19 protein-coding genes are annotated in these 20,159 nt (G+C 62.6%); 9 read left to right on the top strand and 10 right to left on the bottom strand.

The window, feature by feature from the left end:
- Positions 1-31 precede the first annotated feature (31 nt).
- Entirely contained in the window at positions 32-406 is a 375-nt protein-coding gene (locus LG661_RS21410) for an FkbM family methyltransferase (RefSeq protein WP_407666783.1), read from the top strand.
- A 76-nt stretch (positions 407-482) separates the two neighbouring features.
- Positions 483-1,430, top strand: a complete 948-nt coding sequence (locus tag LG661_RS21405; RefSeq protein WP_230534049.1) for an acetamidase/formamidase family protein — start codon at positions 483-485, stop codon at positions 1,428-1,430.
- 26 nt (positions 1,431-1,456) lie between these two features.
- On the opposite strand, the gene LG661_RS21400 is transcribed toward LG661_RS21405, so the two are convergent.
- A complete protein-coding gene (locus LG661_RS21400) occupies positions 1,457-2,728 on the bottom strand; it encodes a DUF763 domain-containing protein (RefSeq protein ID WP_230534048.1) in 1,272 nt (423 codons plus the stop codon).
- A 135-nt stretch (positions 2,729-2,863) separates the two neighbouring features.
- Positions 2,864-4,324 (bottom strand): DEAD/DEAH box helicase, encoded by a 1,461-nt coding sequence (locus LG661_RS21395; protein ID WP_230534047.1) that lies wholly within the window; start codon positions 4,322-4,324, stop codon positions 2,864-2,866.
- 271 nt (positions 4,325-4,595) lie between these two features.
- On the opposite strand from LG661_RS21395, the gene LG661_RS21390 reads away from it, so the two are divergent.
- From LG661_RS21390 to glpK, 3 genes are all read left to right on the top strand, one after another.
- Positions 4,596-5,798: an MFS transporter gene (locus LG661_RS21390; protein WP_230534046.1), complete on the top strand. Its 1,203-nt coding sequence runs from the start codon at positions 4,596-4,598 to the stop codon at positions 5,796-5,798.
- Between the two features lie 93 nt (positions 5,799-5,891).
- A complete protein-coding gene (locus LG661_RS21385; protein ID WP_230534045.1) occupies positions 5,892-7,412 on the top strand; it encodes a glycerol-3-phosphate dehydrogenase in 1,521 nt (506 codons plus the stop codon).
- 19 nt (positions 7,413-7,431) lie between these two features.
- A complete protein-coding gene (gene glpK / locus LG661_RS21380; protein WP_230534043.1) occupies positions 7,432-8,928 on the top strand; it encodes a glycerol kinase GlpK in 1,497 nt (498 codons plus the stop codon).
- A gap of 60 nt (positions 8,929-8,988) precedes the next feature.
- On the opposite strand, the gene LG661_RS21375 is transcribed toward glpK, so the two are convergent.
- Positions 8,989-9,411 carry an HIT family protein gene (locus LG661_RS21375; RefSeq protein ID WP_230534052.1) on the bottom strand — a complete coding sequence of 141 codons (423 nt, stop codon included), beginning with the start codon at positions 9,409-9,411 and terminating at the stop codon, positions 8,989-8,991.
- A 563-nt stretch (positions 9,412-9,974) separates the two neighbouring features.
- Here LG661_RS21375 and LG661_RS21370 point away from each other — a divergent pair.
- Positions 9,975-10,169, top strand: coding sequence for a con-10 family general stress protein (locus tag LG661_RS21370; RefSeq protein WP_230534041.1), 195 nt, complete (start codon positions 9,975-9,977; stop codon positions 10,167-10,169).
- 86 nt (positions 10,170-10,255) lie between these two features.
- Here LG661_RS21370 and LG661_RS21365 read toward each other — a convergent pair whose 3' ends face one another.
- The 5 genes from LG661_RS21365 to LG661_RS21345 all read right to left on the bottom strand — a co-directional run bounded on the left by LG661_RS21365 (position 10,256) and on the right by LG661_RS21345 (position 14,126).
- The gene (locus LG661_RS21365) at positions 10,256-10,804 is read right to left on the bottom strand and encodes a hypothetical protein (RefSeq protein WP_230534039.1); all 549 of its coding nucleotides are present in this window, start codon (positions 10,802-10,804) and stop codon (positions 10,256-10,258) included.
- Between the two features lie 26 nt (positions 10,805-10,830).
- Positions 10,831-11,067: a hypothetical protein gene (locus LG661_RS21360; protein ID WP_230534038.1), complete on the bottom strand. Its 237-nt coding sequence runs from the start codon at positions 11,065-11,067 to the stop codon at positions 10,831-10,833.
- 319 nt (positions 11,068-11,386) lie between these two features.
- Positions 11,387-12,193, bottom strand: a complete 807-nt coding sequence (locus tag LG661_RS21355; protein WP_230534036.1) for a PRC-barrel domain-containing protein — start codon at positions 12,191-12,193, stop codon at positions 11,387-11,389.
- 297 nt (positions 12,194-12,490) lie between these two features.
- A complete protein-coding gene (locus tag LG661_RS21350) occupies positions 12,491-13,030 on the bottom strand; it encodes a hypothetical protein (protein ID WP_230534034.1) in 540 nt (179 codons plus the stop codon).
- 292 nt (positions 13,031-13,322) lie between these two features.
- The gene (locus LG661_RS21345; RefSeq protein WP_230534033.1) at positions 13,323-14,126 is read right to left on the bottom strand and encodes a response regulator; all 804 of its coding nucleotides are present in this window, start codon (positions 14,124-14,126) and stop codon (positions 13,323-13,325) included.
- 182 nt (positions 14,127-14,308) lie between these two features.
- On the opposite strand from LG661_RS21345, the gene LG661_RS21340 reads away from it, so the two are divergent.
- The 3 genes from LG661_RS21340 to LG661_RS21330 all read left to right on the top strand — a co-directional run bounded on the left by LG661_RS21340 (position 14,309) and on the right by LG661_RS21330 (position 16,657).
- Positions 14,309-14,557, top strand: coding sequence for a NepR family anti-sigma factor (locus LG661_RS21340; protein ID WP_230534032.1), 249 nt, complete (start codon positions 14,309-14,311; stop codon positions 14,555-14,557).
- The gene (locus LG661_RS21335; protein WP_230534031.1) at positions 14,554-15,093 is read left to right on the top strand and encodes a sigma-70 family RNA polymerase sigma factor; all 540 of its coding nucleotides are present in this window, start codon (positions 14,554-14,556) and stop codon (positions 15,091-15,093) included. The genes LG661_RS21340 and LG661_RS21335 overlap by 4 nt, the downstream gene beginning before the upstream one ends.
- Before the next feature lie 364 nt (positions 15,094-15,457).
- Entirely contained in the window at positions 15,458-16,657 is a 1,200-nt protein-coding gene (locus LG661_RS21330) for a glycosyltransferase (protein ID WP_230534030.1), read from the top strand.
- Between the two features lie 123 nt (positions 16,658-16,780).
- Here the strand turns inward: LG661_RS21330 and LG661_RS21325 are convergent, their stop codons facing one another.
- Together LG661_RS21325 and LG661_RS21320 are read right to left on the bottom strand one after the other, a co-directional pair.
- Entirely contained in the window at positions 16,781-17,689 is a 909-nt protein-coding gene (locus LG661_RS21325; protein WP_230534029.1) for a glycosyltransferase family 2 protein, read from the bottom strand.
- A gap of 303 nt (positions 17,690-17,992) precedes the next feature.
- Positions 17,993-19,240, bottom strand: coding sequence for a lipopolysaccharide biosynthesis protein (locus LG661_RS21320; RefSeq protein WP_268995502.1), 1,248 nt, complete (start codon positions 19,238-19,240; stop codon positions 17,993-17,995).
- Positions 19,241-20,159 lie beyond the last annotated feature (919 nt).

Here is a 20,159-nt window from a genome sequence, read left to right as displayed (position 1 = left end):
TGAATCACACCTCAGCCCAAATTAATAGGTCCTGAGCCTAGGCTTCTTCCTCTGGATCGACGTGGAGGGGGCAGCCGAGCAGGTGCTGGCGGGAGCCCCCGAAGTGCTGCGCCGGACGCTTGCCGTCTTCATCGAATGCGAAACGCGGCCCTTCTGGCACGAGGGCGGCAGCGCAGGGACGGTTGTCGACACCCTGCTCCAGGCGGGCTTCATTCCCGTGGCGCGGGACCGGGAATACGGGGACGAGCAGTTCAACATCCTCTTCGTCGCCGGACGCGCTGCGCATCTCCTGGCCCCGAGCCTTCTCGACGCCCACTCGCCGCTTCGCGCATGCCTGATGCCCACGAGGCAAACGCCTCCGCCCCCTCGGAAGACCGGGGAGCGCCTGGGCGCGACGCTTAAATGATGCGGCATGTTGCGCCTGTCCTGTCGGGATGCAACAGATCCGAGCAAGAACGATTCCCAGATGGAGAAGAGCACCCGTGGCCGACCACCGTATTGATGCTTCGCCCGACACCGTTCACTGGGGTTATTTCGACGCCGCGCTCGCGCCTCTTTTGACGGTCGATTCCGGCGACACGGTCACGATCTCGACCGTCTCCGGCGGCCCGGAGGTGATGCCGAAGCCGCCGCTTGCGATTCCGGATGCGCTCAAGGCAGTTCACGCCACGCAGAAGCCGAAGCTGCCGGGCCACATCTGCACCGGGCCGGTCGCCGTGCGGGGCGCGAAAGCAGGTCAGGTCCTGGAAGTCCGCATCAAGGCCATCGACCTCCATTACGACTGGGGCTTCACCTATGTGGGTCCGCAGAAGGGCGCCCTGCCCGACGATTTCGACGAGATGCACCTGATGCACATTCCCCTCGACCGGGAGCGCATGACCGGTCGGCTGCCCTGGGGGCTGGAACTGCCCTTGAGGCCCTTCTTCGGCGTCATGGCGGTGGCTCCGCCCGCGGGATGGGGAAGCCTGAGCACCCTGCCGCCGCGCCGCAACGGCGGCAATCTCGACAACAAGGAACTGGTGGCGGGCACGACCCTTTACCTGCCCATCCATGTGGACGGCGCGCTGTTCTCCGTCGGCGACGGGCACGGCGTACAGGGCGATGGCGAGGTCTGCGTGACGGCCATCGAGACAGGCCTCATCGGCACCTTCGAGCTGCACCTGCGCGAGGACATGAATCTGACTTGGCCCATGGCCGAGACGCCGACGCACGTGATGACCATGGCCTTCGACCCGGACCTTGACGACTGTGTCGTGATTGCGCTCCGCGACATGATCGACCTGATCGTCGCCAGCACCGGCATCACGAAGGCCGAGGCCTACGCCCTGTGCAGCCTCGCGGCGGATCTGCGGATCACGCAGGTGGTCAACGGCAACAAGGGCGTCCACGTGATGCTGGAGAAAACCCTGCTGCAGAAGGCGCAGAGGTGAACCCCTAACGTTTCACAGCCTCGAACTCATGCGGGCGAAGTTTCGTCCGCTCGCTTCGTCGCCTCATCCTCATGCGGCGGCTCGTCTCCAAAGACGGAGCGGCCGCCGTAGGCATGCGACTTGGCACGCTCCTGGCGGATATGCTCCTCCACACTCGGGCCGGTGGCGTGACGTTCAAGGGCACGGGCCTGGTCGTCGAGCCGTTTGAGAGCGAAGAGCTCCTCCTGCTGTCCCAGCTTCGCCTTCTGCACAGCCGATTTGAGCACCCGGATGGTTTCGTCGTAGACGCGCAGCGGCACCGGATAGGGGTGCCGATCCTTGCCGCCATGAGCAAACGAAAACCGCGCGGGATCGCTGAAGCGGCAGGGAGTTCCGTGGACGACTTCCGCCACCATGGCGAGCGCCTGGACCGTCCGAGGTCCCACGCCGGGCGTCAGCAGCAGGTCGGGGAAATCCGCAGGCCCCCGATCGGCCGCCGCCGCGAGGCTTCCGTGAAGCCGCCGCAGTACCAAGTCGCTGGAGCGGACATCGTGATGCTCCGGCATCACGAGATGCGGCAGAAGGGGCTGCGGTTCCGGCTCCACCTGAGGGTTCTCGAGGGCCAGGAACTTGCGTGCGATGCCATCGGGCCCAAGCGAGCCGAGAAGCTCGACCTGAGCCTTACGCGAGGCCTCGGCCCGCCGGTCGGTGAGATTGACGATCTCGCCCTGCCCGATGCCGTCGATGGCTTTGTGCGGCTCATCGACGAAGCTCTCGAGGTCCTCGGACAGCCAGTGGTAACGGCGCGCCTGCCTGCATCCGTCGTTCATGCCCTGCTGAACGACCGCCCATTTGCCCTCATCGGTGACAAAGAAGCCGTGCAGGTAAAGGTCGAACCCGTCCTGGACGGCTGCACTATCCACTTTCGCCACCAGACGGCTGGCATTCGCGAGAGCCGAGCCATCGAAACCCACGCGCTTGCCGATGGAGACCAGCTCATGAGGCGTCTGGCGCGAGTGACGCCCGCGCCCTCCGCAGACATGGATCCCGAGCTCCTTGGACAGAGGCGTCAGACCGCGCTTGAGAGCACCGATCACGCTCGTGGTGATCCCGGAGGAATGCCAGTCCATCCCCATGACGGCGCCGAGAGACTGGAACCAGAAGGGGTGGGCCAGTCGGCGCAACAGTTCGTCCCGCCCGTAATGGTGCACGATGGCCTCGCTCACCACCTCGCCGAGACGGGTCATGCGGTCGGCCAGCCATTTCGGTACATGGCCCGAATGCAGCGGCAGGTCGGCGCTTCCGGCCCGTTTCGCCATCGAACGATCACTCCTTGGAAGTTAGTGCTGCAGCCAATCGCGTTCCTGGGCACGGCCCAAGGGCGAAGCACGCCTCCTGTCCGTTGGCCGCACAGTAAAAAGGCGCCCTGCGGCGCCTTTTCCATTCTTCTGTCTTTAGCGCCGGCGCGGGCTCTTTTCGAGCCACGCTAGCTGCATGCCGTCACCGCGGCCCTCGTTGCGCTTCTGCGCGGGCTGGGCCGGCCTTTGTCCTTGTGCGGGACGCGCCTGGTTGCCACCCGCCGGGACACCCTGTACCTGGCCAGCGGGCTTGCCCCCACGACGGCGACGACGCTTCGGCCCTTTGTCGGCACTCGGATCGGCGCTGCGTGGCTGACCGTGGCCCTGATGGCCGCGGGCATGGGGCGCGGGGCGGCCACGCTGCGGCTGCCGGGACTGCTGCTCGCGACGCGGCTCGGGAGCTTCGCCTCCGACCGGACCGGCGGAGAAGCCTTCCGGCAGGGCGGCGACCGGAACCGCGAGGCGGGTCAGCTTCTCGATGTCCTTCAGATAGGCCCGCTCCTCGTCGTTGCAGAACGAGATGGCGAGGCCCGTCGCCCCCGCGCGGGCCGTGCGGCCGATGCGGTGGACGTAGCTTTCCGGCACGTTCGGCAGGTCGTAGTTGATGACGTGGGACACGCCCTCGACATCGATTCCGCGGGCGGCGATGTCGGTCGCGACCAACACCCGGCAGGTCCCGTCGCGGAAGGCGGCGAGAGCGCGCTCACGCTGCGGCTGGGACTTGTTGCCGTGGATTGCGGCTCCCACAATGCCGGCCTTGTCGAGGCCGCGAACCACCTTGTCCGCGCCGTGCTTGGTGCGGGTGAAGACGAGGACGCGGTCGATGGTCTCGTCGCGCAGCAGCACCTCAAGCAGAGCCTGCTTACGGCCCGTCGAGACGAACATGACGCTCTGCTCGACGCGCTCGGCGGTCGTGGCGACAGGCGTCACGGCAACATTCGCCGGATTGCGAAGGAAGGAATCGGCCAGAGTCGAGATCGTCTTCGGCATGGTGGCCGAGAAGAACAGGCTCTGGCGGTCCTTCGGCAGCAGGGTCACAATGCGCTTGAGCGCATGGATGAAGCCGAGGTCGAGCATCTGGTCCGCCTCGTCGAGGACGAGGATTTCGATGTCGCGCAAGGACAGCGACTTGCGATCCACGAGATCGAGCAGGCGGCCGGGCGTGGCGACGAGAATGTCGACGCCGTTGGCAAGCTCTTTCTCCTGGCGGGAGATGGTGACGCCGCCGAACACCACCGAAGTGGTGAGCCGGAGGTTACGGCCGTAAACCCGGAAGCTGTCGGCGATCTGGCTGGCGAGCTCGCGGGTCGGGCTGAGAACCAGCACGCGGGCGCTCCTGCGCTGGCGCGGCTTCGGGTTCTCGGACAGGCGGTGCAGGATCGGCAGCGCGAAGGCGGCCGTCTTGCCGGTGCCGGTCTGGGCGATGCCGCAGACGTCGCGGCCCTCGAGAGCGAACGGAATGGTCTGGGCCTGGATCGGCGTGGGCTTCTCATAGCCCTCGGCAGCCAAGGCCTTCAGGATCGGCTGGGCCAATCCGAAATCGGTAAAGAGTGTCAAAGTGTGTGTATCTTTCGAACGGATGCGGTGAGCCGCAAAGCAGGTTCGGCTTGAGTTAAGCTGGGCGCTTCAGGGCTCTAAGGCGACAACCCGCGTGATGGGGCCGTCGTATGGTGGAGCGATTGAAGAAGGGGACCGGGCCTTCGCTTCTATCCGCGAATATCCGTCACGCAGTCCCGCTCAAGCGGCTCGTTTCGAGCGCTGTCGCCGTGCTGTGCATATGAGGGTTAAAGACCTATCCGTCAACCTCTGCGGGTGACATAAATCAGGAATGTCTCCTTCCGGCTCCATGCCATGGCGCATCGTCTCGGCGCTCTCGGTCACACATCTGGTCTCCTACGGGACGCTTTTCTATGCCTTCGCGCTTCTCATCGAGCCCATGGAGCGGGAGCTCGGATGGTCCAAGGCGGCCCTGACCGCCGCCTTTTCCCTCGCCCTTATCTCGTCGGCCTTCTTCGCCGTGCCCGTCGGGCAGCTGATCGATCGCGGTTACGGGCGGGCGGTCATGACGGGGGGCTCGGTTCTCGCCGCCCTCCTCCTCGCCCTCTGGGCTGTGACGGAGAGCTACCCGGCCTTCGTGTTGATCTGGCTAGGGATCGGCGCGGCCATGAGCGCCGTCTTCTACGAGTCCGGATTTGCGGTGCTGACCCTCAACCTCGGGTTTCTGGCCCGCCGCGGCATCACCATTGTCACCCTCGTCGCGGGCTTCGCCAGCACGATCTTCATTCCCCTCCTGCACGTGCTGATCGAACTCTACGGCTGGCGTGGGGCGCTCTTCCTGCTGGCGGCCCTCAATCTCGGGTTCTGCGCCCTGCTCCATGCGGCGAGCATTCCCAGGGCCCCCGCCAGAACCCGGGACAAGAGCGGCATCCGTCCGGTCGCCCTCCCCGGCTCGAATCCGCGCCGTGTTCTTGTCCTGCCGGCCTTCTGGCTTTTCGTGGCGACCTTCGTCCTGCAGGGGATCATCTCCACCGGGATCCCCGTCCACCTGATCCCAATTCTCCTCGAGAGAGGCTTCACCCTCGACGCGGCCGTCGCTGCCTATGCCCTGATCGGCCCGGCTCAGGTCGCGGCGCGTTTCCTGACCGGTTTCGGCGAGCGTGCCTGGAGCCTGAGGGCGATCGGCATCGCGACCATGGCCCTGAGCGCGCTCGCCTTCCTCATCCTGCCCTTCGTTCCGGCCGGATCCTGGCTGATCCTGGGTTTTGCGGGCCTCTACGGCGCAGCCAACGGGATGCTCACCATCGTCCGCGCCCTGCTTCCTCCCGAGCTCTTCGGCCAGGAGGATTACGGGGCGATCCAGGGAATGATTTCCATGCCCGTCCGGATCGCCATGGCGGGCGCGCCCTTCGCCTTCGGCGCCCTTTGGGCCTGGTGGGGCAACTATGATGCGGTGGTAGCGCTTTGCCTGGGGATGGCCCTCTGTTCCTTCGCGGCTTTCATGCTAAACCTCGCCCTGGCAAGGGCGCCGTGAACGGCTCAACAATTCGCTTGCCTTAGACGGCTAAAGAAATCATGTGCAGGGAGCCGGGCCGGGAATGCCCGGTTCCAAGGAAAGACACCTTTCGTGACGACAGTAACCGATCTTCTGATTGTTGGCGGCGGCATTAACGGCGCGGGCATCGCGCGCGATGCGGTGGGCCGTGGCCTCTCGGTCGTGCTCTGCGAGCAGGGCGATCTTGCTGGCTATACCTCCTCAGCCAGCACCAAGCTGATCCACGGCGGCCTGCGCTACCTGGAATATTACGAGTTCCGGCTGGTCCGCGAGGCCCTGTTCGAGCGTGAGCGCCTGCTCGAATCCGCCCCCCACATCATCTGGCCCCTGCGCTTCATCCTGCCTCACGAGAAGGGCATTCGCCCGGCCTGGTTCGTTCGGGTCGGCCTGTTCCTCTACGACCATCTCGCCCCGCGGAAGAAGCTCCCCGGCACGGAGACGATCAAGCTTACCCGGCACCCGGCGGGCCAGGCCCTGAAGCCCGGCTTCGACACGGCCTTCGTCTATTCCGATTGCTGGGTCGAGGACAGCCGCATGGTGGCCCTGAACGCCCTCGACGCCTTCGAGAAGGGGGCCGACATCCGCGTTCGCACCAAGCTCACCTCCGCCCGCCGCGAGGGGAATGTCTGGGTCGCCACGCTCCAGAACGTGGAGACGGGCGAGACCGAAGACGTTCGCGCCAAGGTCATCGTCAATGCGGGCGGCCCCTTTGTGGCGGACGTGCTCAACTCCAAGCTCGGCCTCAACACCACGAAGAACGTGCGTCTCGTGAAGGGCAGCCATATAGTGGTGCCCAAGCTCTTCGAAACCGAGCAGGCCTTCATCCTTCAGAACACGGACAAGCGGATCGTCTTCGCGATCCCCTACCAGGGCAAGTTCACGCTCGTCGGCACGACCGACATCCCGGTCGAGTCCGTGCCCGACAAGAAGGTCGAGATCAGCCCCGACGAGGTCCAGTACCTCTGCAACGTGGTGAACCACTTCTTCAAGCGCGAGGTCACGCCGGCGGACGTGGTGTGGACCTATTCCGGCGTGCGCCCGCTCTTCGACGACGGCTCGACCAACGCTTCCGCCGTGACCCGCGACTACGTCTTCGACATGGACGCCCCGCAAGGCCAGGCTCCGGTCCTGTCGATCTTCGGCGGCAAGATCACTACCTTCCGCAAGCTCTCCGAGCATGCCCTCGATGAGCTGAAGCCCTATTTCCCGAACATGAAGCCGACTTGGACCGAGAAGGCCAAGATGCCGGGCGGCGACATGCCGGATGCGGATTTCGACCGCTTCTTTGTGACGGTTCGCCAGCGCTGGCCTTTCCTGCCCGAGGACTTGGCCCTGCGCCTTGCCCGCTCCTATGGCACCCGGATCGAGGAGCTCCTGGGCTCCGCTCGGTCCGTCGCCGATCTCGGCGAGGGTTTCGGGGCCAGGCTGACGGCGGCCGAGGTCGACTACCTGATGCGCCACGAATGGGCGCGCAGCGCCGAGGATATCCTCTGGCGGCGCTCGAAGCTCGGCCTGCACGTGCCAGCGGATGCTCCGGCAAGGATCGACGCCTATATTGCCAGGCAGAGAGCGGCTACGCTTGCCGCACAATAACCACTGAGGGGAACGCTCAATGGCCAGTTACGTCGGCGCCATCGACCAGGGCACGACCAGCTCACGCTTCATCGTGTTCGACCGCGCGGGCAGCATCGTCTCGGTTGCCCAAAAGGAACACGGGCAGATTTACCCGAAGCCCGGATACGTGGAGCACGATCCGCTCGAGATCTGGCGCAATACGGAAGAGGTGATTGCCCAGGCGCTGGCGAAGAAGGGCCTGAAGCCTCAGCATCTCGCCGCCATCGGCATCACCAATCAGCGCGAGACCACCCTGCTCTGGGACCGGCGGACGGGCAAACCTCTCCACAATGCGCTCGTCTGGCAGGATACCCGCGTCGATGCCATCGTCGAGGAGTTCGCCCGCGACGGCGGCCATGACCGGCTGCGCGACAAGACCGGCCTGCCGCTCGCCAGCTATTTCTCCGGCCTCAAGCTGCGGTGGCTCCTCGACAATGTACCCGGCGCCCGGGAGAGGGCGGAGGCCGGAGACGCCCTCTTCGGCAATATCGATACCTGGCTCGTCTGGAACCTGACCGGCGGCGTCGAGAACGGCCGCCACATCACCGACGTGACCAATGCCAGCCGCACGCAGCTCATGAGCCTGCGGACGCTCGCCTGGGACGAGGAGATCCTCGACCTCTTCGACATCCCCAAGGGCTGCCTGCCGACGATCATGTCGTCGAGCGAGGTCTATGGAGAGGCGCGTGGGGCGCTTGCGGGTGTTCCGATCGCAGGCATTCTGGGCGACCAGCAGGCGGCCCTCGTCGGTCAGGCCTGTTTCCAGCAGGGCGAGGCCAAGAACACCTATGGCACCGGCTGTTTCATGCTGATGAATACCGGCGAGACCCCCTACCCGTCCAAGTGCGGCCTCGTGACGACCGTGGGCTACCGGTTCGGCCAGGGAAAGACCGTCTACGCCCTGGAAGGCTCCATCGCCATCGCCGGGGCGCTCGTTCAGTGGCTCCGAGACAATCTCGGCATCATCCAGGCGAGCACGGATATCGAGCCGCTGGCCCGGAGCGTCGAGGACAATGGCGGCGTGACCATCGTGCCGGCCTTCTCCGGCCTCTACGCGCCGCACTGGAACTCCCATGCCCGCGGCCTGATCGGCGGCCTCACCCGCTATGCCACCAAGGCCCACATTGCCCGTGCGGCGCTGGAGGCCACGGCTTTCCAGACCCGCGAGGTGCTGGAGGCCATGGCCAAGGATACCGGCATTTCGGTGAAGGAATTGCGCACCGATGGCGGCATGGTGGTGAACGAGCTCCTGATGCAGTTCCAGGCGGACATTCTCTCTGTCCCCGTCGTGCGCCCGAAGGTGATCGAAACCACGGCGCTCGGCGCCGCCTACGCCGCCGGACTGGCGACAGGCTTCTGGGCCGGGACCGACGAGCTGGTGCGCAACTGGGCCATCGACAAGCGCTGGACGCCCGCCATGGAGGAAATCCGCCGTAAGCGCCTGAATGCGGAATGGGACAAAGCCATCGCACGCTCCCTCGACTGGGCGGATTGATCGCGCTTCGGCACTGAACGGGATGGCGGGGGTCTTCCCCCGCCATCCGGAAACGGGCGATCAGGCCGGCAAAGCGGACCGGATCTTCTCGGCGAATTCCGCCAGCTTCTCGGGCTTTTCCATCTCTCCCGTGTGGGGCTTCAGGGGCACGCCCTCGAACCGGGGAATGATGTGGACGTGCAGATGGAACACGACCTGACCACCGGCGCTCTCGTTGAACTGCTGGATCGTCAGCCCATCGGCTGAAAAGGCCTCCTTGGCAGCCCTTGCCACGACCTGAACGGCCTTCGCCAGATCGGCGAGGTCGCCGGGGTTCGCATCCAGGATGTTGCGGGCCTTGGCTTTCGGAATGACGAGCACATGGCCATCGCCGCGGGGCATGATGTCCATGAAGGCGAGCACCTTGTCCGTCTCGTAGACCTTGTTGCAGGGCAGCTCGCCCCGCAGGATCTTCGCGAACACGTTATTGTCGTCGTAAGCCATTCTGCCCTCGGTCCTGAGCTTGCTCATCACATGTCCCGATCCTGGGACGCCTCCGCGAAACTACTATAGCTGCCGCACGAGACAATCTCTTCGTGCGCCTGCGAATAACATCTTAGATGAGCCAGATGGCGACCGACCCCTCGCATCGAGGGTGAGGATTCGTGCTGTCTTCATGGCCGTTGCCCGCGAAAATGCCGGGAGCCAAGCGGTTCTTCCTACGACATGGTCAGTATTTGAGCGTGCCGGCAGGGCCGATTGTGGCCCGTTTCTTCTCTGCTTTTCGTTTCCGCCAAGCGTCATCTGGCATGCGAAAGCATGACGCTAACTGCAGTCCGGCAAGAAATATTTACAGTAAATCCAGCGACTTTTTAAGCCTAACCCAGCCTATGTTTACCCAAAAAACGCCATATTCAGTTTTCTCGAACAGAGACAAGAACTGCGACAATTCAGTGCCCCAGATTTTTCAATAAAATTTTTTGCAAAGGTTCCGCATTCCCTACCGGAACCATCGAATCCGCGAGCGGTTGTTCAGGCATGAGTAGTCATCGCTAAGGAGGCACAAGATGGCGACAGGTAGCTCGACTTCGAAGCGTGGCTTCGCGTCGATGGATGGGGACCGGCAGCGCGAGATCGCCAGCAAGGGCGGTAAGAGCGTTCCTGCCGAGAAGCGGTCCTTCTCGCAGGATCGTGAGCTCGCCTCGGAAGCTGGCCGCAAGGGCGGTCAGGCGTCAGGCGGCACCCGCAACAATCAAGAGTAAAGCCATTCTTTATTTCGCACTAAAGGGGCCGCTCATGCGGCCCCTTTACTTTTGCGAGAATGCCATTCTTGAAAATGGCTGAACTGTCAGAACTTGAAGGAGAAGCTCGTCGCGCCGGACAGGCTGCGGACCGGGTCGCCCACAGGGCCCGCGCTTCTCACGATGGTCTTGAACTCGGAAGGGCTTGGCGGATCGAATGTGAGGTCCGAAAGATCGATCTGGCGGACCAGTTCTCCCGCGAGCGACGCAATGAAATCCAGGGATATGATGTCCAGCGCAGCGGCGGCCTCCACCGTCAGCTCGGTGATCGGACCGCGGGACGAGCCGATCAGCGCCACGAGACTGTACTCGTCCATGGTTCCCTGCCGGGAGCCCAGAGGCCGGTGATCGAAGGGCTTTCCGCGCTCCCGGGTCAGGGCGAAGGCGAGAAGCAGCGCATCCGAAATGATCGCTTTCGCCGTCTCCGGCCGGGCATAGGGCGCAAGCGCCCGCTCCGGTCCGTCCAGGAGCGTGAGATCGTACTGCTCGTCCAGACTGTCGAGCGATCGAAAGACATCCATGACGGGCACAATGCCGGGGTGAAACAGGATTGCGACCTGACCGTGCACCGTCGAATTCGGGGAAGCCTCAAACATGAACCGATAGCCTATTCGCTTGATCCTCAATTGTAGCGGTGCGTTCCCGCGGCGAAGGCGCTACGCCAGGCTGGAACAAGGAGACGCCGCCGCAGCAACAGGGGGCAGGTCACCTCGTCCTGCTGGCAGGCGGAAACAACTCCGCTCAGCATGGAGGCGAGAGACGGCCTGTCTCTCGGGGGAGAGCTCGAGGCCAGCCGACAGAACTCGTCCGGCATCTCCTCCTGGCAGAGAATGGCATCCAATTCGTTGGTCGCTGTCATCGTTGTTGCCTCCGCATAGTTGTTGCCTCCGCATACGCCTGAAACGCCAACGTGCCCGTCATGAACGCGGTTCCTCATGCGTCAAGAAGTCCGGCGGAGCGGCAAGGCGGAAGGATTCCCGGCTTGTGATTTTTTTTCTGGAACATTCCCGTTTTGATGACGTTGTAAGAACAACCGGTCCGAATGCCCCCTTGGGCCGGCACCTTTCAGGGCGCAGCCATCTCTTGGCTGCGCCTTTTCTTTTGCAGCCGCCTCTCCCCTCAACGAAAAACGGCGCCCGGGTAGCCCGGGCGCCGCGTCGCATCGAGGTTCGATGCTGTTACTGCTGGGGAGCGGACGGCGTGACAGGCTGGACGCCGGAGCCCGACGTACCCGTCGTACCGGTGGTCGCGTTGCCGGCGTTGTCGTCACCATCCTCATCGAAGCTCGGAGCCGCCTGGAGCTCGGCCTTCGTCATGCGCAGGATCACGCGATCCGGCTGATTGTCGTCTGCATCGGCGCCGGCAGCCACAGTGGCGCCGCCCACAGCGCCCGTCGTGCCGGTGGTGGCACCCGTCGTGCCGGCAGTCGAACCCGTGGTCGTCACGTTGCCGTTGTTGTCACCGCTCATGGCGCTCGCCTGAGCCTCGGAGGCGAACTCGAGCGCGCTGAAGGGAACGGCCACGTCCTTCTCACCGATGCCGAGGAAACCGCCCACGCCGATCACGGCCGCCACGGCCTGACCGTTGCGGTCCACGATCACGTCGTTGATGTCGCCGATCGACTCGTTATTGGCGCTGATGACGCGAGTGCCAATAAGATCGGAGGCCATCATCTGGCCCTGCTCAATGCGGGTCATGAACTGACCGCTCTGCATGGAGGCGCTCTGGTTCATCGTGGCCGCACCGGTGTTCGACGAACCCATGGTCGAGGAGCCGGCGGAAGGATTAGTAGGCTGCAGGGTCGTCGTGCCCGGCTGAGCCGCCGAGCCGGGCTGCATGGCCGGAGAGCCTGTGGTGGTCGAGCCGGAGCCCGCAGCCACAGGACGATCCGTCGGCGCGGACTGGGTGGTCGAAGTCTGGGCGAGGGCCGGTGCCGCAGCGAAAGCCGTCGCGATGAGGCAGGCTGCCATGTGCTTCTTCAGCATTTTTGTGTCTCCCGATTGCAAGATAGATCGCTTGCACGCTAGAGCGCGCGACCGTTCAACGCACCCCGGAAACAAACGTTCCAAATTTCTTGGACAATATCGAGAGAGATACTGTCATTCTTTAGATTATACAAAATTAATACTGGCTAATAAAGACATTAAGCACGAAATACACTGCCTCCCGCTTTAACGGACAAGCGGGCGCAACTTGACCGACAAAACAACCTTTGCCGCAGGGATTGGTTCCCAGCGAAGCTCGCCGCGGTCATGCCGGGCATCGCCGCTTCAGGGACTAGTTTAGGATAGCGAATGATCGAGAAGCGCCAGACAAAGGCTGGGGGACCTGTCGGCACTTGCCCTCGCGAGGGGGCTCACGTCGGCCAGGCAACCGACAGGATTGCGACGCTTGGGCTTGGTCTCCTGCGGCGGCTCATGGCTCTCCCGGCCGTCCCGCACGACAACCGGATGCTGCGGACCGGGGCGCCGCGGCTCTTCCTTGAGAGTGATGACGGGAAGATCCGTATTTTTAGTGAAGGCGGTAATCCCGGATTCGGGATCGGACCGGTAGAGCACCTCGCCATGACGGTCCCGGAGGATCACGGTCGCGCGGCTCACCCCGATCAGCTCAACCGTCGAAACTGTCGCCTGCTCCGCGGCCGGCGCGGGGTCCGCGATCCGGTCCCCTTTGATCGGCACCGTGGCAGGCGCCATCAGCACCGGCCGGAGGAAATCCTCGGATTGGGTGAGCGATGCGATGCTGAATGATGCGGGAGCAAAGCTGCCGGCTAGGAAGACGACACCGGCTACACCGATCGCTGTCGCGGGGGCGCTAAACATCCCTTTCTCCTGCCTTCAGAGCTGAACTGTTTTCAAAACAACGCAAGCTCTGTCTTCAGCGTTCCAGGCAATTGACGCGAAGAAACACAAGAAAAACCCCGGAACCTTTATTCGCGGCGTCCGTTCTATGAGCACCGGCCTCCTGGTCCTCCCCGCATTCCCCTTGTGCACTGGCCGGCACCTTAGACGGGCTTTTTAGCCCGTCTTTTTTATTGCGAGCTTAAATGAAAAGCCCGGCTTTTCAGCCGGGCTTTTACTTGGCAATAACTTGTGGCAGAAAGCCTCCCTGCCCTCAGGCGCTCGCGCGAACCTCACGGCGGCGGGCGCTCTGCTGGAAAAACAGGGCTTGGCTGATGACGGCGGAGACGTTCGCCGGCTGAAAGGGCTTGGCGATCAGGAAGGCGGGCTCCGGCCGTTCGCCGGTGAGGAAGCGCTCAGGATAGGCGGTGATGAAGATCACCGGCACCTCAAAGGCCTTCAGAAGATCATTGACCGCATCCAGGCCCGAGCTGCCATCGGCGAGCTGGATGTCCGCGAGGATCAGGCCCGGCTGCTTGGTGGAGGCAAGCTTGACGGCCTCCGTCCTCGTCCGGGCGACGCCCGTGACATTGTGGCCGAGGCCTTCCACGAGCGCCTCGAGATCCATGGCGATCAAGGGCTCGTCCTCGATGATCAGGATGTCCGTGGCCATGTCCGCAGCGAGCTCGCGGCCAGCCTCGTCGACGAGGTCGCGCACGGTCTTGGTGTCGGAGCCCAGAATCTGACCGACCTCCTCCTCCCCAAAGCCTTCGAGGCAGGACAGGAGAAAGGCCTGACGCGGCAGGGGCGTGATCTGCCCGAGGCGGACCTCAGCGGGAAGGTCGCGCTGGATCTGCTCGCTGCGCCCGTTTACCGAGAGCGAGTTCCAGATCCGCGTGAAGACTTTGAAAAGCTCGACTTTGACGTTTCCGGAAGGAGCGATCGTCTCGGGCTCGCTGACCAGGGTTTCGAGGGTCGCCGCCACATAGGCGTCACCAGCCATCTGGCTGCCTGTGAGCGCGCGGGCGTAGCGACGAAGATACGGCAAGTGTTGGACGACGAGCTGAGCTGTCGACATTCGCTTCCCCTTAAATTTGATTATGACTCGTTGTACCGATGGTCCATTCAACTCCGCAAGCGGCTGAAAGTTCCATCAGTGGAACCCTGTGCGGCAACGAGCGTTATTGCTCGAAAATGAGTATACGTATACTGCCAAGGTTGGCTATCCCTTAGAATCGAGGGATGGTGAGGGGGACGCAGATGACAGGTGACAAGGGGAACAAGCTGGCTCGGGTCATTCCGGAGGGCTCCTTGAGCGACAAGCTTGCAACCAACCCGAAACTCGACAGCACCAGCCAGAGACGCATCGGCGACCAATTGCGGGCCATGTACGACGAACTGATGCAGCAGCCCGTCCCGGACCGTTTCAAGGAACTCCTCGACCAACTCGACAAAGGCAGCCAGGACAAAGCCAAGAATAACGGCAATGACCTGGAGGGGGCCAAATGACCTCGGAGCCTGATCTCCGAGAAGCCCTCCTTGCCGCAGTCCCCAGTCTCCGAGCCTTTGCCATCTCCCTATCCGGTCAGGTCGACCGGGCCGACGATCTCGTCCAGGACACCCTCCTCCGCGCCCTGTCGAACCTGCACCGTTTCGAGCGCGGCACCAACCTGAACGCCTGGCTCTTCACGATCCTCCGCAACCTCTTCCATTCCGAGTACCGCAAGCGCCGCCGCGAGGTGGAGGACCCCGACGGCTCCTATGCCGGCCGCCTCAAGGTTCATCCCGAACAGGGTTCGCGGCTCGATTTCGAGGATTTCCGCTCCGCTCTGGCCCAGCTCCCTCCGGACCAGCGGGAGGCCCTGCTCCTGGTCGGCGCGTCGGGCTTCTCCTACGAGGAGGCGGCACAGATCTGCGGCTGCGCAGTCGGCACCATCAAGAGCCGCGTGAACCGGGCCCGCCTGCGCCTCGCGTCCCTCTTGAATGTGGATGACGTGGAAGACCTGGGTCCCGACAGCATGACCCGGGCCGCCCTGCAGGGCTGACCCCCCTCCTCGCCCGCGCCAGAAAGATTTCCAGACGCAAACACACAGTCGCCGTCAGGGGACCATCAGGCCCCGAATTCGGAGACGCGGTGGATGGCTGGAGCCGACTGCTCGATATACGGCGAGCTAACCTCCGTGATGAGCGCGATTTGGACGTCCTGGTTCCGGATTGCGCCCTGTCTCGATCTCCGATCCGAAAACGAGCGGCTATCCGTAAGGGCTATATTCCGAACCGGGCTGCTCTGATCAGATACGGTTACGAGGGGGCGCCTCGTTGAAGCCATTCACTTGATGACGGTTCTTTTGCTGCAAGTCCAAGGATACTCAGATGCGCATTCTAGTGGCCCATAATCGCTATCAGCAGATGGGAGGCGAGGATGTCGTTTTCGACTCCGAGAGCAGGGCTCTCGAAGCCAGGGGATTTCCGATCGAGCGCTTCATTCTCGACAATGCGTCGATCCGAAGTTTGCCCGACAAGGTCCGAGCCGCCGTCAACGTGTCGGACAATCGGAAATCAGTTTCGGAATTCAAGAGAGCATTGGCGGAGTTCCAACCTGACGTCGTTCAGGTACACAACTTCTTTCCTCTTCTGACGCCTGGCGCACTCGCCGTCGCCGCCGAGGCCGGCATACCGGTCGTTCAGACACTACACAACTACAGAGCGCTCTGTGCGAACGGGATGCTCTTCCGGAACGGCGGCGCCTGCACGTCCTGCGCATCCGGGTCCTATCTCTCCGGCATTCTGCATCGATGCTACCGCGATTCCGCTATAGGCTCTCTCGCCGTTGGACGGATGGGCGGAAGACTGAAGGAAATCGCTCGTTCCCATCCGCAGCTCATCACATTCATAGCGATGACGGAGTTCTCGAAGGCTCTCTTTGTCGCGAATGGATTCGACGAGAGACAGATTGTCGTGAAAAACCATTCTATCGCGGATCCTGGCGAAGAGCCTCGGCCACGCGGTCGCCGCATCCTCTTTGTCGGGCGCCTCAGCCCTGAGAAGGGCGCCGATCTGTTGTGCCGGATCGCGGCGCAGATCGATGCCGAATTCGCGATCATCGGCGGAGGGCCCGAATTCGATGCTCTTTCGCGCAGCAAGCCGCACAACCTCACTCTCCTTGGCCCTTTGCCTCGGGAGGATGTCTTCACGCAAATGAGGATGGCGACTGCCGTCCTCGTTCCCTCTCGCTGGTACGAAATTGGCCCCCTGACGATCCTCGAAGCGTTCGCAACAGGCACGCCGGTCATCGCTCCCAGCATCGGGACGCCGGCCGAACTGATCGTTGATGGCGTGACAGGTCTTCTGGCGGATCCGAATGACGACAGCGCTTGGAAACGTGCCATCGAAAAGCTTCTGCTCAATCCGGGCTTGGCCCGGGACATCGGGCAGAACGGCAGAAGAGCCTACTTGGAGCGCTTTACAGAGCAGACCAGCCTTGATCGTCTCATAGACATATACGCGTGGGCGATCGGGAGGTCCAAAGCTGAAGGCAGACCCTTGGAAGGGGTGCTATCCTCCAAAGGCAGCCTGGACGCCTCCCATTCCAGACATGCCCCGCTTTGATGACGTTCTCCGCGCTGAGCAGCAGAAGACGCTATCCCTCAACATACGCCGGCCAGTTCTGACACGCGGCTGCAGCAGACGCGGCGTCCGCTGCAGCCAGTCAGCCATGTGCCCTGAGATGAACTATCTTTGGATAGCCAGCGGAACGTTTTCCTGGGTGAAGCCGGCGAGTTCGTAACCGAGGAGGACAGCTAAGCGGGCGAATTCACGCTGGTTGATGATGCCTCTTGCCTTCGCCGCCAGGATGACCCGCAGTTTTTTCGCGGCCGTGTAGTGTCCGTACAAAACGAAATTCTCGATGATGAACTTCTTTCGCGACGTCCGGGACATCAGATCGCGATTGTTCTTGAAGAAGCGCAAACTGGATGCGTGAGACCTCTGACGGGACAACCGCAAGGGATCCCGATTGTCGTAGAAAATCACATCGGCGCTTTCCAGGAACGTAAAATGAAGCCCAAGACGCTGAGCCAGGCACAACAGATCCCAATCCTGATGCTTGCGTAATTTGTCATCGAATTTCAGCGTCGGCCAGTGAGTCCTGGAGAATGCAAGGGTGCTGGATTGGATAACGCCACGTCCGGTGATCAGGTGATCGGCAATGCTACCGCTCCTGAACTCTCCTCCAACGAGCCTGGTCTTCTCGCCCCTTTTCGCAATCATCGGGCCATAGAAAAAGTGCCGCTCCGGCGCATCGAGTTTTGATATCAAGCTCCGGAGGTTGCGCAGCCGTGTCGGCACCCAAGCGTCGTCCGAGTCCAGCAAGGCGATGAAATCCGATGTCGCGGCCGAGATGCCGGCGTTTCGCGCTACGGCGCCGCCGCCGTTCGTTGCGAGCCGAAGAAGGACGATCTTGTTGCGAACTTCCGTCGGCAGTTGCTGTGCAAGCGGAGGAGCACTGCAATCGTCCACCACGATGACTTCGTCGGGAGGACTCTCCTGGACCAAGGCGCTTTCGATGGCCCGCTGCACGCATTGCGGGCGACCGAATGCGGGGATGACCACTGCTATCGTCGGGCTTCTCTTGCTTGGCATGCCTGTAAGAACCTCACGGGAGTCACTTCGCTCGGAGTGCGGACCGTCTGATCTGCGATGCTGTGTCTTGGCGGCTATACACTAGGAGCATAGCCATCCTTGGGGCTGAAGTAAGATGTACAACAGGTTCGAATGAGGCAGCCCAGTATTGGTACATCTCACTAGGATCCTTATAGCCAGTTTGGGAAAACTCGGTGCCTCTTCGAAGCAGAGACGCTGCAGACTGAACCTCAGTTCCACTATGTGAAACAGAAGCAGCCGGCGACCGTCCGATGCACTGCCATAGGCTCCCTGCTGCTACCTTCAAACATCTGCCGTACGCCTGACCTGCCTCCTTGCTGCACCCGAAACGATGAAGAACCCGGTCGATACTGCGGCTACGACGCACTCACCGATCAGGACGCCGGCTGCCACTGCTTTGGCCCCCTCAATCCAGTACGACAGAAGATATGCGGCCCCTAAGAACGTCAGCGCTCCCAGCAGAGACAGGGAGACCCAAGCGTAGTCATAACCGTAGTTGAACATGTACAGGTGCGAGGCACAGAATCGGATGTTCACGATGATGGGAATCAAGCAGAGGATATTGAGGAGAGGCACCGCTCCAGCGTAGTTCGGCCCGAGCAGGAGTTCGATCGCATAAGGACCGACAACATAGATCCCCAGGCTGAGCGAGACGCCGATCACCAGCGTCCAGTACGATCTCCGTATCAGCGCAATCCCTCGTGCCGGATCATGCTGAGCGAGATATGCAACTCTGGGCATCAACGTCTCGCCGATGGCCCTGAAGACGATCCGAGTGGCGTTCACGAGCTTTTCTGCAACGGAATACTGACCTGCCGCAGCGAACCCGGCAAAATGCCCGACGAGCGGCACCGGAAGCATGAGGACGGCATTGCCCGAGAGTGTGGACACGAAGCTCGGCCATCCGTTCCGCAACTGCGAAACGACACCCCTGCAGGTGAGAGAAGCGAAACCTTTGGCGGCGAGTCCAACGACAAATGGCAAGCTGGCGAAAGCCGCAATCATGGGGATCAGGGCCTGGGTAGCGACCGCCAGTTCGATGTCGGCCGGGGACTTCACCAGCAGGATGAAAAGAACCAGGGCCAGGCCGCGCGCTATGAGCAACGGCACGGCTGCCCGCCAGGGACGTTCTATGGCAATGAAGAGCCAGCCGGCGAACAATGTCCCGCCCAGCGGAACCGTCAGCGCATAGAGCAGCAACGGCAGGGGTATCGAAAGCACGCCGTACGTGATCAGGCCAATGGCGGCGACTGCCACACAAAGCAGTCCTTTCGCGGCAGTGATCTCTGCGAGGAGCCTTGCGAGAGCGGCCGGATCGTGTCGAGCCGCGGCGGCGGAGCGCTGTGCCGTCCAGGAGAAGCCGTAGTCCACGAGCGTATTCGCGAGATACGCCATGGCTATGATATAGACGTACTGCCCATAAGCTGTCGGGCCGAGCACTCTCGCCCCATAGGGTATGAGCAGGAGCGGCTGCAGCGCACCTGTGCCATGCATGATCGCCAGAGCGGCAGCGTTCCTACTCAGTGTCATGGGCTGCAACGTCAGTGCAGGATTCGATCGCGCACTTGGTCTGAGACAGCGCAGGAAAACAGCTTGGCCAGAGATCGTTGTCCGGCCAGTTGGGCAGACCGGAAAGCCGCGCAATCGTCAAGCTACACTCCAATGCAGTTCCCGCCACCAATCCCCGAAATGACTCGACCGGTATTGATCAGAAACTCACGCCACGCGTTGCGGCTCGCCGGCCACCGCGTTGCAAGGCAGTTCTGAAATTGTGATCAGTTTGTGGGGTTGAGCCTGGCGCGTTCAATAAGGCTGCCTCCAAAGGTGGCAGGACGTTACTCGGAATGGCTAGCGTACGAGGACCTCATGCATCAATGACGCTGTATGGATCGAGGAAAAGACACGATTCGGCAGTCTGTGACCCCGATGCTGAACAATTTCGGCTCTGACACGAACCGCCAACTCCTGCTGTGCAACCGGCAGCAGGACCGCCGTGCCTGTCATGATCTGTCAAAGAGCAGCACCTTCGGGCCCGGAGCCTGTTGGCTCCGAGCCTGAAGGGGTGAAGAGGGGGCGCGAGAGGCNGAGGGGGCGCGAGAGGCGTCCGGCTCAGAAATGGGTGAGATGAAAAGAGCCGGGTGGCCCCTCGCGCACGGCTTTTTAGGCGGTCCATCACCCGTTGCCGGATGCGACTGGCCTCCCGTCGGGAGCGCGTGCGTGTCGCCCTCCCGCAGGACCGTGCCTGCTCCCACATCTTGCGACGCCTCGCGAGCGCGCGCCTCGTGGAGCAGATCTGACCTACCTATAGCAAAGCTTGTCCCCACAGCCAAGAACAGAACGAGAACATTACTTCTGCTCACCGGGTCGTCCGGCCAACCCGATGCAGACCAGCCCACGCCTAACCGCAATCGGGATAGGGGGGAGCCTCGCGGTTCCACCCCTCCCACAC

It is taken from the genome of Microvirga roseola (assembly GCF_020866965.1).
GTDB classification, from domain to species: Bacteria; Pseudomonadota; Alphaproteobacteria; order Rhizobiales; family Beijerinckiaceae; genus Microvirga; species Microvirga roseola.
This window is presented reverse-complemented; position numbering and strand designations above follow the sequence as displayed.